This is a genomic window from Methanosarcina horonobensis HB-1 = JCM 15518 (assembly GCF_000970285.1).
GTDB classification, from domain to species: Archaea; Halobacteriota; Methanosarcinia; order Methanosarcinales; family Methanosarcinaceae; genus Methanosarcina; species Methanosarcina horonobensis.
This window is the reverse complement of sequence record NZ_CP009516.1, coordinates 2,445,567-2,460,828: the sequence shown is the minus strand read 5'-3', so window position 1 is coordinate 2,460,828 and position 15,262 is coordinate 2,445,567. Positions and strand designations below refer to the sequence as shown.

Here is a 15,262-nt window from a genome sequence, read left to right as displayed (position 1 = left end):
TAGTAATCTGAATAAATGTGAAAATTATCGATTTATTATGGTAAAAGCTGATTATTGCGTAATTTTAATTCACAACTTGAAGATCACTTAAAAAAGTGAATAAGATGAATTAGGTAAAAGTGAAAACACCGGTGATATTTTGTTAATCAGCTACTGACACGATCAAGGACAAGCTAAGTGATTTTGAATTAATTACCTCGCAGGGCTGACTATATTGATATATAAAAAAGTATTATATTTAATTACATGAGGATTCTCCAGCGGCTGAATTTATTTATCCTGCTGTTCTTGATAATTATTATTGCATATATTCGGTATTTGACTGACTATTATATCTTCGAGGACAGATCTCTACTGGATGCTCTCCTTGTCTCTTTAATTGTAATTTTTCTAGCCTATATAATTAATTCCATTGCCGACAGCCTCATCCTTAGAAGAGTTTCGACTTCCAAAGATAGATATACTATGCGGAAAGCGATATCTATTCTTGTAACAGTATTTGCTCTTGCCTCCCTTTTTGCGATCTGGGTTGAGAGGACAACCACCCTGCTCATTGCCTATGGTATTCTGAGCGCCGGAGTTGCGATTGCACTGCAGGACCTCCTGAGGAGCCTGGCCGGAGGAATTCTTATCATCATATCCCGCCCGTTTAAAGCAGGAGACAGGATCCAGGTCGGAGAGTGTACAGGCGACGTACTGGATATAGGAAGTTTCAGCACCTCAGTTATGGAAATCAGGGAATGGGTGGATGCAGACCAGTACACTGGCAGGATTCTCCACATCCCGAACAGTTTTGTTCTCAACCAGACGATAAAAAATTATACAAAAGACTATTCCTTTATCTGGGACGAAATCAGGATTCTTCTGATTTACGGCAGCAACTGGAAAAAAGCCGAAGAGATAATCCTTGAAACTGCAAGCCCTATTGTAGGAGAGTTCGAAAGCCTGGCTAATACTGATCTCCTTCTCATGGGAGAAAAGTACTTCATTACAACCTATGATGTGCAGACAAAACTCTATACAAAGCTGCAGGAAAACTGGATAGAAATGAGGTTAAGGTACGTGGTGAAGCCCAGACAAAGGAGAGCAATAAGTCACCTTCTGATCTCAAATATTCTTGAGGCTCTCGAAAAAGAAGAAGATATTATGGTAGGAACGGCAGTAGGCATTGATCTCATGAATGCTGCAGATAAAAAATAATACGTATGCTGTCCTCTCTGAGCTCCCATCAATTTTTCCCAAAAATATAGCTTTCTCAGTTTCCGAGATTTTAAATTTCCTCACACCTGGGTCTCAGAACTGACAACGATATAATACAACTAATTTACATATATAAAAATATCCGATAATAAAAAAACATAATTTATCTGGCCAGCAAGAAACATAACTTACCTCGTCAAACATAACTTGCCTGGTCAGTAAGAAAAATAACTTATCTAACCAGCATCCGCAAACTTACTCGGTTAATAGGGGATTGGACAATGGGCCTGTTCTTCAATAGCTGGAACGATATCGGAAGGATTTTTATCCTTGGAGTGATGGGATATATTGCACTTGTATTTTTATTAAGAATTTCGGGAAACCGTACACTTTCCAAGCTTAATGCATTCGACTTTGTAGTTACAATCGCTCTCGGATCTACATTCGGATCTCTTCTTTTGAATAGAAATGTTTCACTTACTGAAGGAGTAACCGCTCTTGCAGTCCTGATAGGTTTGCAGTATGTAGTTGCCTGGCTGACGGTAAAGTCGGACACTGTTAAGCGTATTATAAAGAATGAGCCTTCTCTTGTGTACTACAACGGGAAATACATTAAAGATTCAATGAAGCGCTCCCGAGTTGTTGAAGAAGAAATTGAGCAGTCTGTGAGGAATCATGGATATGCAAATATGGAACATATAGGGGCTGTCATCCTAGAAACTGATGGTAGTTTCTCAATAATAAGCCAGTCAGAAAAAGAAGGAAAGGAACCCGATATAATTGGATTAAAAGTTTAATGAATCAAACAAAATTAGGCTCAGAGTTCAGAGTCTTTCTGAGAGTCGATATTAAACTCGGAATCTTTTCTGTTTCTCCGGTTTAACCGAACGTTTCTTCGGGTTGAATCACTTGATTCGCGTCCTTCCTCTACTGGAGGAACACTCAGGACGTGGAGTTGTGGAGCTCTGATCCCTTTCTTCTTAAACTCTATCCAGGCTCTTGTGTGCACATCGGATTCAAACTCGAATTCGTCTCTAAGGTCGTTTACATATGCTCTGGCTCTTAACCTTGTATAAAAAGGAAGAGATTTATGCAGCAGGATAATAGGGCTTCTTCTGGAAATATAAATATACCTGGAACTCACAACTGTTTCCCTTAAAATTTTCATTGCACCGTTTACATCGGACTCGGATGCGATATAAAGATCTATTACAACCATCATCTCCGGGTCCCCATAATTGCTGCTGGCAATGGATTCATTAAAAATCAGGCTGTTAGGGATTGTAACAGTGTCATCATCCGGTGTGACTAGTTTTGTCGCCCTTAGCCCTATATCAATTACTTCACCATAATAGTTTCCAAGGGTGATTTTGTCTCCTACCTGGTAAGGTCTTTCGAAAGCAACTACAACTCCTCCAACAAAATCTGCAAAAATATCTTTTAATCCAAAACCAATGATCGCACCCACAAGACCTGTCAGGAGAAACAGTTCCGGTCCGAATATCGTGAGTATTTCCCCTAAGAAATAATAAAAAGCGATAACATAAATTCCAAACTTTATAGCAGGGATAATCATTTTGACTTTTACACTGCCACTGCGGCTCATTTGTTCCGATAGTTTTGAGAGTATAATGGTTACTATTTTTCCGAGTATGTATGCGACAAGGAGAATCAATATCATAGTTACTAGAGTTTGTGTCTCTATAGACCTTAGGGTCTCCAGAAGTTGCTCTCTGCCTGTCTCTACAGTCTCCTCTCCATTTACCATTTACCACACCAGCCTAAATTTTTCCAGATATGCGATGACACTGCGCAGGGCTTCTGGCCTTACACGAAAAGATCCGTCCTCATGCTCAAAAATTAATTCCTGATTCAGGAGCTGGAAGAGAATTTCATCCGTCCTTAAAGTAGAGTCTATCGTGTCGACAATCTCACTTTTTCTCAGACCCTGGTATGAAAGTATCAGTTCCAGGACAAAAGCTTCCTCCTGTTCGAGTTCTATGTCATATGAAAAATGGGGCACGTCATCAGGTTCTATACGGGGATAATCAATCCCGATTTCCCAGACCCTGAGTGCGATACCAGGGTTACCTTTTGATTCCCGGTAAATTTCTCCAAAAACCCGATTCTCAACAGTTTCTTTTTCTTCCTTTTTTTCTTTTTCTTTCCTGTTTAAAATACATTTTTTAAGGTAAGAAAGATTAATTCTCAGAATCGGGAGGTAAATTTTCCTTCCCAGGGAGGCCAATTCAAGCGGATAGTCTTCTATATAAACCAGAGCTTCTTCTTTTGCCTCTTCATCGTTACCAAATATGATTTCCCCTTCTTCATACTTTCTTAAAAGAAGGTCTTCGAAATTTTCCTTTTTAAAAGGGGGAACAGATATCAGTACAGGGAAATACTTATCAAGCCTGAAGACTTCGTTTAAATATTTCCAGGAGAAGGTGTTCCAAGTGGTAATAAATATCCTGTCCTGTGAGCTAACCATGTTCAGGAATTCATAAAATACATCAAAACCTCCAGGTTTTCTCATATACAGGAAATGGCAGTTATCTAAAATCACGACTCTTTTTGCGTCTTCGGGAAGAGAGGTCTCCCTTTTATCCCGGACAATCCCGGAAAATGTGATTTTTGTCGCCCTGCTTATATTTAGTTTCTCGATTTCGTTAATCAGGGTCGTTTTTCCTCCGAGAGGTTCGGCTATAATAGCTACATTCAGTCTTTTTCCAACGTCAAAGTCAGCAATTGCTTCCTGGATTTCTCCTATGCTGTCCCTGAGCCCCAGAACCTCGCCGAGGACCATTTTATCGGAGTCGTTACTGTGAATCTTCACCATATCCCTATATTCTATTTCGTGTATTATACTTTAATAGACACCGTGTAAGATAAGGACTCATTAATCTCAGATTAGTTTACAGTAGCTATTGTTCCAGAATCAATGATACCAAACGGAAAGCTGCAGTAGTCAAAAAATAAAGATCCGGAGTTCTGGAGTTTGTTCTTCTGAATAGAAAGTTACTCATCTTCCGGCTTTTTTGAGCTATGCTTCCCATAAAGTTTTGTGAAGTAAGTTGCAGTTATTCCGTGAAGCACAACTGACATAGATATCACCAGGCTAACAACCGGCCACAGTCCTTCTATCCCGGTTTGTCTCATTGAAAATCGGGCATAATAAAAAGCTGCTACTCCAATAGGACCAAACCAGCCTGTGAAAAGGATATCCAGCTTACTTTTAAGATTGGGTACAAGAGATTTAATAAGAAAAAGGATAGGTATTCTATGCAGGAGCAGCATCAAAAAAGAAAGAATCAAACCTGCCCATCCAAGCCTTATCCATTCCTGCCATGGGATGACCAGGCCCAGCAGGGCAAATATAGGAATCGTGAAAAAACGGTCTGCACCCTCCACTATGCGTTCTTCATCACGTCTCTCTTCATCGGTCGATGTCATGCCGAAAAATATCCCTGCAACAAAAACAGCAAGTATACCATCGCTTCCGATGAGCTTTACACCCCCCAGTGTAAGAAATGTAAGGGCAAGAGTGTAAGCGGTGTAAGAAGGCAGGTCAATAGCTCTTTTACTCTGCGCTCTTCTGAGCAGGTGACCTGATGTATAACCTATTAGAGCCCCAAGAACTATGGCAGCTCCAACTTCCCAGAAAATTGTGTATATCACCCATCGGTTCAGAGCTTCTTCAGGTCTGTGGGTCATCCAGAGAATAGGAAGCATTACGAAAGGGTAAGCCAGCCCATCATTAGAACCGGACTCTACTGAGATTAGGTCTCTCAGTCTTTCAGGAAGATTATCCTTTGCTATCTGTCCGCTTACAATGGTTATGGCAAGCACAGGGTCTGTTGGAGTCATAATTGCACCCAGAATCAGAGCTGTAAGAAAGCTGAAATCCAGAAGCCAGTACGTGAGCAAGCTATTCATAACCCACATGAAAGGCATTACAATCCCGAGCATAGCCGCTATGGACCGCCAATTTTTGATAATGTAGCTGGAAGGAACTCTTAATGCTACTCCCATTACACCGACAGCCAGAGCCAGTCTGGGAGCTTCTTCTAAAAGCAGAGGGTTCAGAAGTCTCAAATCAAGAGTCTCAAACGCCAAACTCAGCAAAACACCTATTACTAAAGCTAAAAGAGGTTCAGATAAATTCCATTCTTTAATACGCTGAGAAATAACTCCAAGAAAGAAGACCAGCCCACCTATAACTATAAGAGCAATATTTATCACTTCAGCCACACACTTCCCCCACTCAAATCGCTATTGAGCTAAATTGCTATCAACTTAAACCTGTCAACTTAAACTCTTCCGTTTCCAGAGTATTTCTATGATATATTTAGTTTTTATAAACATATATGAATACTTTTTATATATTTGAGGCTTTAGAATTAGAATAACGGAGAGAAGTGATGTTTGCTGGAACTTTTAAATATTTACAGCCGTTTATAGAGTCTAAGATATATTTATCGAGGTTTATTCTCGAGATCTGTTCTTCAAGATTTATACTTCGAGAATTTATACTTCACTTTGCTCTATTGAAAAACAAACCCTTTACGGAGAAACAACCTTGGACGACTGGATGATTTCAACCCTTATCCTTTTTCTTGCCCTCCTTATAGTTTACCTGCTCCTTAAATACATTAAATTGAAAGGCAGGGTCGAATCCCGTGCAAGAGACCTTTACGAAGCCTGGCAGACCAGAGAAATGGAGCGCCAGGTTTCCGAGAAAGCCGATACTCTTTTCAGGACCTGGAAACTTGACGAGGAGAAAAAAATCCGCCAGGACGCAATAAAGAAAAGCGAAGCCGTAATCCGCGGAAAGGTCACAGAACACCTTATCCCTTATTTTCCTGACTTCGAATACAACCCCAAGGACGCGAGATTTCTCGGAACCCCTGTGGACTTCATCATCTTTGACGGGCTTTCCGAAGGAGAAATGAATAAGGTGGTCTTTGTAGAGGTCAAGTCCGGGAAAAACGGCGCACTTTCTCAGAGAGAAAAGCTTGTCAGGGAATGCATAAGCAAAGGAAAGGTAAGTTATGAGATTATTCACAACAGAGAATGAGTTCCAGTAATTCCATTATCCTTTTTGGGAGGAAGAGTTCACAGGAAGAAAAGAACTTATCAATTACGATCCTATTCCTTGTATATACAACTCAAAACCTGTTGAAACTCAAAAGTTTAACTCTGAGGGGTAAGCATTGGCAGAAACAACCGATACAAACAAACCTATGATCTGGAAAGAGCTCGTACTTGGCTTCGCTGTAATTGAATCATGTATATACCACTCGATCCGTACAATACCTATCGTGACTGCGAACAATGCCGAAGAAGCTCTTTTTACGGATAATCTCACCAGACTTACGAAACTGGAAGAAGGCGAAACTGTAAAAGGAGTCCTTCAGGTTCCTTTCCCGACTTATGAGGTAACCGGATCTTTACCAGCTGAGGGTGAAGAATTCAGTGAGGTCCTTGTTCTGGGATATGAGTATCCCGGTGTGCAGTCTCCTGACTGGGTTGAAGTCCTTAAGAAGGAAGCGGCAAATCCAAGGAGATGTCTGTAAAACCTTGTCTGTAATATAAGATTCAGATAAGACCCAGACTCCGGATAAGACGTGGACTACGTAAAACTTGAGTTTGTAAACTGTACGGGAGTGAACTACCAGTAGAGTTCAATATTTTTAACCACGCCCATCTGGGCATATGTTTCTCCGGAAGTAAACAGTTCTTTCGGTTGATATATTTCCCCAATTTCGACCTTTACAGTGCAGTCCCGGCTACCGGGTTCATAAGGGTAGATCCCTGTGCAGTCCACAAAGATCAAGCCTCTATCTGTGGTATTAAAGGCATTGCAGGCGTGTCCTTCCGTGGAACCTATGAAGTCTACACATACCCAGGCAGCCTTTATGCCGGTCTCTTCAGCGTTATTGTGGACCATCTCCGCGAAATCTCCGCATGTGAAATTTTCCAGAGAGTATTCGATTTCATCAGTCTTATCAGACCTCAGGAATGTAATTAGTTCTTGATAAGTCGGATCAATTGAGTTCGGATTATTTATAAGTTCAATTGGCTCTCCGGTTGCCCCTACATAATAGAATTCGCTGGTTTCAGGATAAAACACGTCAGGATCGGTATTTCCACCGAAAACTATAACTGCCATGGTGGTAACTGTCCACATAAGCCAGTATAGCCCGCTTGTTATAAACTCCATACCCACTCCCTCAAACGGTTTTCGTATTATTCGATAATCTCTCAAAATATCGGAATATTCTAAAATCAATGTGATTTCCAGTCTAAATATCTTATCAGATTATGATTTATGATACTATTGAGATGTTCTTTTAAAGAAAAAATGACCGCTAATTTAGCGGAAAATTTCTATCCTTTGCTCTTGAGTAAAGCCTCATGATATCATTTTCTTGTTTGAAATACGGATTATCAGCTTAGACATATTTAATGTATAAAAGCCAAACTATATTTGCAATCAAATAAATTAAGGAGTAGAAAACGTGAATGCGGGGGATACAATAAGATGAAGGAAAAAAGAGTAAAAAATATAATTTTTGAAATGAAGAAAAATGGATTTGTTTGTATCTCTTATTTCGAGGCCTATCACGGTTTATTAAGCCTTTTTGCAAGCTCACAGATATAATACGCTATCTCCAGCGGATCTTTACCTACAAAAATGCTTACCGGCTCCTTCCCGACTGCTCCGGTCTCGGAAAAAACCCTTGGGACCTGTCCTCCAGCAGCCTGAATAGCTTCTGCGACTTCCCAGGATGCAGATACTTCGTCCGGGTCTTTTATACTTTCAGGCTCAGAACGCCTGTCTATTCCTGAAAATATCCACCCTTTTTCCTTACAGTAATCTTTCAGAAAACTGGTGATCTGCGGAGAATTTGCAAAATCTATCGCAGACCTTATTTCCGGGTCATGTTTTCTGATTTCCAGAATCAGGTTTGCCATATAGCCTGAAACTCCGAATTTTATTTTTCCGGCAGCTTTTGGAAGTTTATCTACAACAGTAATCCTCCCGTCAACTGCAAGAACATCTTCAGGATCGGTTGATTCTTTTGATGCATAAACGAAATTTGTCCTGACTTCAGGAATCAGAGCTGAGAATTCTTCACAGTTTTCGATTTGCTCAAGGGCAAGATATAAACGCCCTGTCATGTCTATTTTCTCGTTGAGATGCATAATTACCCCTCTCTACAGCAGTTTATTCAGGATTTTCATATCAGTTTATCCCGGGATTTTTCTGCTAACTTTGCCCCCGCGAGTTTGAACTGCTATTATCTGCCATCTTTCGGACAATAATTTAAAGCAATTTACAGGAAACTGACAACTGCGAATTTGTATTTTGCTCAATATATAATTACCGAGCGTGCCCCGAATTCGAGAAACTGAAAATAGCAAGCTTTGGCCTTTGAATGCTCATTGCTCATTGATACCTGCTTTTAAACTTACCTGTATGCAGTGCAGGAAACCAGAAGAAACCAGAATTTAGAAAAATAGCGAGGTAAAGACCTCAAAATTTAGATTTATACTGCAGTTTGAATAGCTGTGCAAAAGATATGTTTGTAAAATACGTTTGCACAAAAGAGAATTTATTGCTTCAAACTGCAAGAGCATTACTCATAGGTCTTTTTATTTCGTAAAGGCTCTGGCGTGAGTCAAGGAAATAAAACCGTTCAAGCAGAATCTTTTCTTCTTTCAGCCTGTTTAGTGCATATCGGACTGTGCGTGAAGGAAGAATTGTTTCACGGATTATATCTTTTTGCGTCATCTGCCCGTTTGCTTCAAGGGTTTTAAACACAAGCTTTGCAGATGGAGGCAGTTTTTCAAGCTTTTCATAATTAATGTCATTCAGACTGCTGTTCATAGGTTCATTAACAACAAAAACGATCCCTCATTGTGAGTCACCATCGACATAAAAGATCTCTTTATGTTTAAATCTTTTGGCTTAAATTTGGCAGATCGAGACAAAAGTGATAATTAATAATACAATAGGACAAACTTACGCTCTTAGTAGTATATAAAATACCATAAATGTATTTGAAAATATCCCAAATGTAGATCATCTCTGTAGTCGTTTTTGATGTTCACTTTGGCGATAATGCTTTTAATTCACAATTGTGAACTATCCTTGCTTTTTAAGTTATAAAAACATTGCGTCCTGAAATCGATTTTTGGCCTGAATCCCTACTGATATTAGAAAAAAGTCACTTAACCTGATCAGCACTTACAGTCAAAAACCTGGCTAATATCCGGGCGGAAAAAGAAAAATAGAAGAGCTCGCAGGAATAATAACCTGCTAACCCTTAGTGAAAGAACTAAAACCGAAACCGCTGGTACCAGTAAGAGCTTATCAGGTACCGGTGTCATTCGTCTCTAACTGGTAGAAATGGTACTCGTATGGTTGCCAGGTATCTTTAATGGTTCCATCCGTAACATTCAAGGTTCTGTTCTCCCATAAGACATCATATGTTCCGTCTGGCACGCCGGCAATTGTTGCATTATTTGCCGTACCATTTGCCTCGGTAAAATCGAGCATACTTGATGAAGCAACTAATTTTCTACCGTCTGCATCAGTAAATATGTAGGCGGTAACCGCATCGATTGTGCCACCCGGATCCGAAGTTATACCTGTCCTGCCGCTGGTTACGTCTGTTGTCAGAAGTGTCCGGTTACCTTCCATAATCCAGGACCAAACCTGTTCATATTTGGGCTTAAAGCTGACCCATCCGGTATAGCCTGGAGTATCTGCTGCATATTTATAAGCATACGAGAAAACACCCTGCGCTCCACCTAATATTCCCATCACAATCTGACTTTCATGACGATCAGCCACTTTTTGCTCAGTATCCAGATCCGGATCTAAATCATTCACCTCTATAGCCTGACCAAATGCTTCTGTTGCTACATATACTGTTTTTCCCGCATTTTTCCAGTCAGGGGCGTTGGCAATAAGATTACCATATACCCAGGCATGCGGGCGTTCAGGATGAAATTTCGTGTAGGTGGTAAAATAACAAACATCCAGCCCCGGAATAAATTCATCATCATCAGGTCCGGTCTGCATATCGCCCAAATAATCGCCGGCAACGGCATTCGGGAAGTATTTTTTCATACCTGTATACATACTGATAAGCGTTGAAGGACTTCCTTCCTCGTCAGGGAAATAGACCCCATAGAAATCATTATCAGTAACACCCATATCCCTGACTTCTTTCCAGAAGCTTTCAGACTCCATTTGCGGGCCTCCGGTAGCTACCAGATATTTTGAAATTCCCAGCTGTTTGCCTCTGTTAACGTTATCAACAAACTGTTGTGGAGTTATGTAAGTGCTCCATCCAAAGTGAACAAGCGTAGCATTGTCTATTAAAAATTGAGTACCAGTCTCCCATCCCATCATTCCGTATGCGGGTATCGTACCACGCGGATACGGAAATTCATTATTGGCCGATGAGTCATTATATGAAGCATTTTGCTCGCCAGATATCTGTGCAGCAGATGAGCTGGTAATTAAAATACAAACCAGGATTACTGAAGTCAAGAGCGTTAAACATAAATTATCCTTATCTTTCATCTATTTCTGTCCCCCATTTCCTATTCGGTCGTGTATTTGAGTTATGCAGTGATTATTATAAAATTAGATTATATTTATAATTGCAGGCGCATGATCTACCGATTAAGAGTATATTGAAAAGTAAAGAACTTTATTCAAAGTAATATATAGTAATGACAAAACAAAAAATCGGATACAAATTGAGATCTCTGGTAGTTGTGGGAAAAAAGAGCACTCTTTATTTGATTTTTACGAAAAGAGCTGAGGAAATTAAATAAGAAAAAGGGTAAGTTACCTGTTGAAGTGATATCGAAATACTGCAAAGGCGACTTTGAAAATTGTCAAAGATTTGCATATCGTTCACGTTTGATGGGGCAATAAAAGGATTTAAGTTCTTATCGTTTTTAACCTGACTGTTTTTCTGTTTTTGCTTCATTTCTTCGTTGTTGTGAAGTGCTTTAATGAAATGCCTTAATATGCCCTCAATATCTCCCAGCGTGTTTTTGGGGAGCTGATCTCAAAATTGTTTTAGGGGCGAGCTTGTTAATTAAAAATAATATTTCAGGAAGATATTTTAGTCGCCGAATTTAATGAACTTTTTAGGCTCGAAGTTAGTTGCCATTGTCCAGAAATATGCTTCACCTTTAGCAATGCGGAAAATTATAAGCCCTGGGTGATCAAATGTCAGACCAAACTCTTTAAGAAATGGCCTATCCTCCAAGACCTTCTTCTTAAGTTCCGGATCATCTACGAATTCTATATTACCTGCAACTCTCATCATTTTTCCTGCTGCTTCACCGGGTTGCCAGAAACATGCCTCTACTTTTGAGTTTGCCTGAAGTTGCCCGTACATATCTTTCATAGCTCCGATTTGAAAATCAAATTGCGGGCGGCCACCCCACCCTAAAGGATGGGGTATGCTTCGGGCCGCCCGCCCGGTTGTTCTGGTAATTAGAAATCATCAAGTCTTCTTTGCTTGGATCTCATGAACCTATGCAATCGAGACTCTTCACTCGGTTTTCCTTGCGATTCTTTAATGTAATGCTTAATTGTATCAGCAGTTACGTTTCCAACGGATCGATAGAACTTTCCACTTGACCATAGATTTCCACCCAATATCGTTTTTTAAGATCAGGATGAAGCTTGAATAAGCTGTAAGAACTACCTCCTTTCAAATACTGAATTACCTCTGACAGAGAATTACTTGGATGAAATTCAAGAAACAAATGAACATGATCATCTACTACTTCCATTGCATGTATTTTGTAGCCATTTTTAGCACAAATTATACTGAGAATCAACTCGCAATCCTTTTTAATTCTCTTATTGTAGAATATATTGTATCGATACTTAGGCACCAACACGATGTGGTAAGTAATCTGACCATAGCCATGGCTAAAACTGCGTAATTCCAACTTATATCACATCCTAGCCAAAGGTGGCTGGCACCACCTCTGGTTATGGTGCCAAAAAAACCTTATTTTACAAAAAAAGTGAGGATTTAGATAATTAAAGTGAAAAAACGAAGAGGCGAGGGTTCACTTCATCCCCGACCTGAAGGACGGGGTATTCGTGACCCTCTGCGCTCCATTAGTAATAAAATCCGCTTTCGTCGGCGAACCAGAACCCCAGTGCCCGAACTCGAGGTTGATCTCCCTCTACTGTTGCTAGATAGCAAACGGGAGTTTCATTTGCAAACTTAATACAGTCTTTAAAATCCATATTGAACTTCCTCCAAATTATCGTTAATTTTTAACTTGATAATATTTCAAGCTAATTGCTTCAAAGTAATTAATGATCAATCCCAAAAATGAACACTATGTTTCCATTCTAAAACACTAGCAGAAGGACAGACTTATATAGATTAATAAGGCAAATTTGCCCATCTGCCAGGTTTGATCAGGGATCTTACACTACCTGCATAGTTTGCTCTTTTTATCTTCTAAGTCCAGATCCTTGAAGTTACTTTCTGGAAAAGATCATAAAACTGTACTCTCAAGGGACATAACCTTCTGTAATCTTGCTATTGAAGTCTGCAACCGGAATGTTTGGATCGGTAACAACTATGTAACCCGGCTTTGTCGCTGTACTGTTCCCTGCGGCATTTTCTTCAGTTAGACCGACTGTATAATTTCCTGGCTTTGTAAACGTGTGGGTTGCATTCATGGCATGTTTTGAGTCAATCCCGTCCCCAAAATCCCAAATCCAGGAAGTAGATACTCCGCCAGTGCTGATATCATCGAATCGCACAACTAGAGGTGCAGCTCCGTAAGTTGTGTTTGCAGTAAATTCAGCTATAGGTGGCAAGGTGTTTGTGACAGAAAGATCACAGATATAGATGCCAGTATCATTAACCCCACCATAACTACTGTCTATTCCCCATACAATAATATCATTGTAGATATCAGGTGTTGTATCAGTTTCTCTTGGATAAATATAGACGGAAGTGCTTTTTGCTGAGGGAATATCATAAATGTATACACCTGCATAACCAAATTGGTCATCGCCAGATTTTGAATATACAACTTTGTTCCCGTTTATGTCAATATGAGTACCGGTGTCATCTCCAGCATCAGCATATGAATTTGCGTATTCAGGTAAGGTATTACCTGCATTATCACTGGTAACATCTATAGCCTTTTTAGTGACAAGATCATACATTTGTATAAATCCACCCCTGGAATAGAAGTTTGACCATATCACTTTATTACCATATATATAGGGATTATTAAGGTCGCTTGAATATGGACTTATTAATTCAGTTTTCTTGGTTGTGATATCATACATAAAGATATCTCTTATATCCCTACCATTGGCAGAATACACTATTTTTGTATCGTATATTTCTGGATTTTCTCCTTGTGCTATCCAGGCTTGTGTTGAGGTAGATATATTCCGCATATATATGCTGTAATTATAATTTGATTCATTGTAATTTGCACTCCAAACGATTCTATTACCGTAAATAGAAGGAATACTGCGATTGTCTATATCTTTAGTAATATAAGACCGAGCACCCGAAGGTATGTCATAAACTGTAAATCTTGGCACTCCACTGCTTTCATCACGCCAAACTAATTTGTTGCCGTAAATAGCTGGATGAGATGCTGCAGAAGAGTTAACAGCAGTGTCAGTTTTCGAGGTCAAATCATAAACATGAATAACACTATCATCTGTCCATACAACTTTGCTACCATAAATAGCAGGATCGGATCCGTTGCCAATTCTCGTCACCTGCGTCGCTACCTGTGACGCTGACGCCACGGATGAAATTAAAATTAAAAAAATAAAAATTAAGGCTGTTAACACTAAAGGTATTGAATTTAACTTTTCCTTATTTGCCATTTATTTACCCTCACTACTCCCCATTAAAAAAATATTATTACTGACCTCTTTTCAATACTCTTTACTCTTTCTTTAGAATCTTAACCTGTAATTGGTTGAGTACTCTAAATATGACAATATTTAAAGTTGTCAAAAATACAACTGTTCATTCAAAAATGAAAAACACAATCAGTAACTGATAGTTGAAGAAATAATTACAAATAACTCCTGCCTAATATAGAGCTTATCCGGAAAGCAATAATGGGATGCTGAAAAAGTAAGTAGTTTCCCATGTTCATTTTTCTTTATTTTTCCCCCATATTGCTAATGAGCAGCAATGCTGATGTAGTTTTCCAGTATTACATCCTTTACTTAGTAATATTTTGAAAATCTTGATCTGAAAAAAAGTAACTTTTGAAATAGAAGATTACTTTCATCCTACTTGGCAAACAATAATTAATTTAAGACATATTTTAGAAGTAAAGGTAAATGTAATAGTAAGGGATTCAAACAACTATTAAATATACTCAGTACTTTGAATCTCTAAAACAGTTACTCCTCTTAAATATCAAAAATTTGCTTATAAATACTGAAATTGTTTCGGAAGGTATAAGATGGTTTGTGTATGCGGAATAAATTGTGATGAATGCCCTCATCTGAATAATGAATGTATCGGTTGTGATGCAATTGAAGGCAAGGTTTTTTGGACCCAGTACATTGGTGCTGATGTTTGCCCTGTTTACAGCTGCGTAAAGGAAAAAGGTTATCGAAATTGCGGCGATTGTTCGCAAATCCCCTGTGAACTCTGGGTTTCTTTAAAGGATCCTTCCTTTAGTGAAGAGGAACACCAAAAATCAATTCAAGACAGGCTTTCCGTCTTGAAAAGATTAAGGTGAACTTCAGAGCAAAATTAAAAAGTTTGACTTTTATTGGGCTCAAACAGAAGCTTTCGGAAATACTCAGCGTAGAAGTGAATCCTGTCATGAAAAGTGCGTTAAAAGAGGTTGATCTTCAACATGGCTTTTGCTTATGTCCAATATCCTTCAATATGCAAGGATTACCCAACAGAGTTAAAGGCTATGGATTTAATATAAGTTTATGAATTTACCTGTTAGTTCCAGTCTCACAACTCGCATTAGAGTGTGGGGATATATGCATCTC

Annotated in this window: 14 protein-coding genes and 1 pseudogene; 5 read left to right on the top strand and 10 right to left on the bottom strand. The window is 39.2% G+C overall.

All coding sequences use genetic code 11. The features are described 5' to 3' along the window. The first annotated feature begins 246 nt into the window (after nucleotides 1-246). The gene (locus tag MSHOH_RS10755; RefSeq protein WP_048139548.1) at nucleotides 247-1,200 is read left to right on the top strand and encodes a mechanosensitive ion channel family protein; all 954 of its coding nucleotides are present in this window, start codon (nucleotides 247-249) and stop codon (nucleotides 1,198-1,200) included. Nucleotides 1,201-1,481: 281 nt separating this feature from the next. Continuing rightward, nucleotides 1,482-1,997 (top strand): DUF421 domain-containing protein, encoded by a 516-nt coding sequence (locus MSHOH_RS10750; RefSeq protein WP_048139546.1) that lies wholly within the window; start codon nucleotides 1,482-1,484, stop codon nucleotides 1,995-1,997. Nucleotides 1,998-2,017: 20 nt separating this feature from the next. Here the strand turns inward: MSHOH_RS10750 and MSHOH_RS10745 are convergent, their stop codons facing one another. The 3 genes from MSHOH_RS10745 to MSHOH_RS10735 form a co-directional block, all read right to left on the bottom strand. After that, nucleotides 2,018-2,968: a mechanosensitive ion channel family protein gene (locus MSHOH_RS10745; RefSeq protein WP_048139544.1), complete on the bottom strand. Its 951-nt coding sequence runs from the start codon at nucleotides 2,966-2,968 to the stop codon at nucleotides 2,018-2,020. Further along, the gene (locus tag MSHOH_RS10740; RefSeq protein ID WP_204245416.1) at nucleotides 2,969-4,036 is read right to left on the bottom strand and encodes a hypothetical protein; all 1,068 of its coding nucleotides are present in this window, start codon (nucleotides 4,034-4,036) and stop codon (nucleotides 2,969-2,971) included. A 179-nt stretch (nucleotides 4,037-4,215) separates the two neighbouring features. After that, a complete protein-coding gene (locus tag MSHOH_RS10735; RefSeq protein ID WP_048139542.1) occupies nucleotides 4,216-5,448 on the bottom strand; it encodes a cation:proton antiporter domain-containing protein in 1,233 nt (410 codons plus the stop codon). 328 nt (nucleotides 5,449-5,776) lie between these two features. Here MSHOH_RS10735 and MSHOH_RS10730 point away from each other — a divergent pair, with 328 nt between their 5' ends. After that, nucleotides 5,777-6,274: a Holliday junction resolvase-like protein gene (locus tag MSHOH_RS10730; RefSeq protein ID WP_239451336.1), complete on the top strand. Its 498-nt coding sequence runs from the start codon at nucleotides 5,777-5,779 to the stop codon at nucleotides 6,272-6,274. A gap of 136 nt (nucleotides 6,275-6,410) precedes the next feature. Beyond that, the gene (locus MSHOH_RS10725) at nucleotides 6,411-6,773 is read left to right on the top strand and encodes a hypothetical protein (RefSeq protein WP_048139540.1); all 363 of its coding nucleotides are present in this window, start codon (nucleotides 6,411-6,413) and stop codon (nucleotides 6,771-6,773) included. A 95-nt stretch (nucleotides 6,774-6,868) separates the two neighbouring features. On the opposite strand, the gene MSHOH_RS10720 is transcribed toward MSHOH_RS10725, so the two are convergent. The 7 genes and pseudogenes from MSHOH_RS10720 to MSHOH_RS10685 form a co-directional block, all read right to left on the bottom strand. Then, the gene (locus tag MSHOH_RS10720; RefSeq protein ID WP_048139538.1) at nucleotides 6,869-7,420 is read right to left on the bottom strand and encodes a hypothetical protein; all 552 of its coding nucleotides are present in this window, start codon (nucleotides 7,418-7,420) and stop codon (nucleotides 6,869-6,871) included. Nucleotides 7,421-7,821: 401 nt separating this feature from the next. After that, on the bottom strand, nucleotides 7,822-8,406 hold the full coding sequence (locus tag MSHOH_RS10715) for a thiamine-phosphate synthase family protein (RefSeq protein ID WP_048139536.1): 585 nt from the start codon (nucleotides 8,404-8,406) through the stop codon (nucleotides 7,822-7,824). 418 nt (nucleotides 8,407-8,824) lie between these two features. Further along, entirely contained in the window at nucleotides 8,825-9,091 is a 267-nt protein-coding gene (locus MSHOH_RS10710; RefSeq protein WP_239451335.1) for a MarR family transcriptional regulator, read from the bottom strand. Nucleotides 9,092-9,577: 486 nt separating this feature from the next. Further along, the gene (locus MSHOH_RS10705; protein WP_239451334.1) at nucleotides 9,578-10,624 is read right to left on the bottom strand and encodes a hypothetical protein; all 1,047 of its coding nucleotides are present in this window, start codon (nucleotides 10,622-10,624) and stop codon (nucleotides 9,578-9,580) included. A gap of 727 nt (nucleotides 10,625-11,351) precedes the next feature. After that, nucleotides 11,352-11,630: a hypothetical protein gene (locus MSHOH_RS10700; RefSeq protein WP_204245415.1), complete on the bottom strand. Its 279-nt coding sequence runs from the start codon at nucleotides 11,628-11,630 to the stop codon at nucleotides 11,352-11,354. Nucleotides 11,631-11,728: 98 nt separating this feature from the next. Next, nucleotides 11,729-12,192: pseudogene (tnpA, locus tag MSHOH_RS10695) on the bottom strand (IS200/IS605 family transposase). A gap of 580 nt (nucleotides 12,193-12,772) precedes the next feature. Beyond that, a complete protein-coding gene (locus MSHOH_RS10685) occupies nucleotides 12,773-14,122 on the bottom strand; it encodes a PKD domain-containing protein (protein WP_082089320.1) in 1,350 nt (449 codons plus the stop codon). Nucleotides 14,123-14,715: 593 nt separating this feature from the next. Here MSHOH_RS10685 and MSHOH_RS22795 point away from each other — a divergent pair. Next, nucleotides 14,716-14,997, top strand: a complete 282-nt coding sequence (locus MSHOH_RS22795) for a DUF3795 domain-containing protein (RefSeq protein WP_082089319.1) — start codon at nucleotides 14,716-14,718, stop codon at nucleotides 14,995-14,997. Nucleotides 14,998-15,262: the final 265 nt, after the last annotated feature.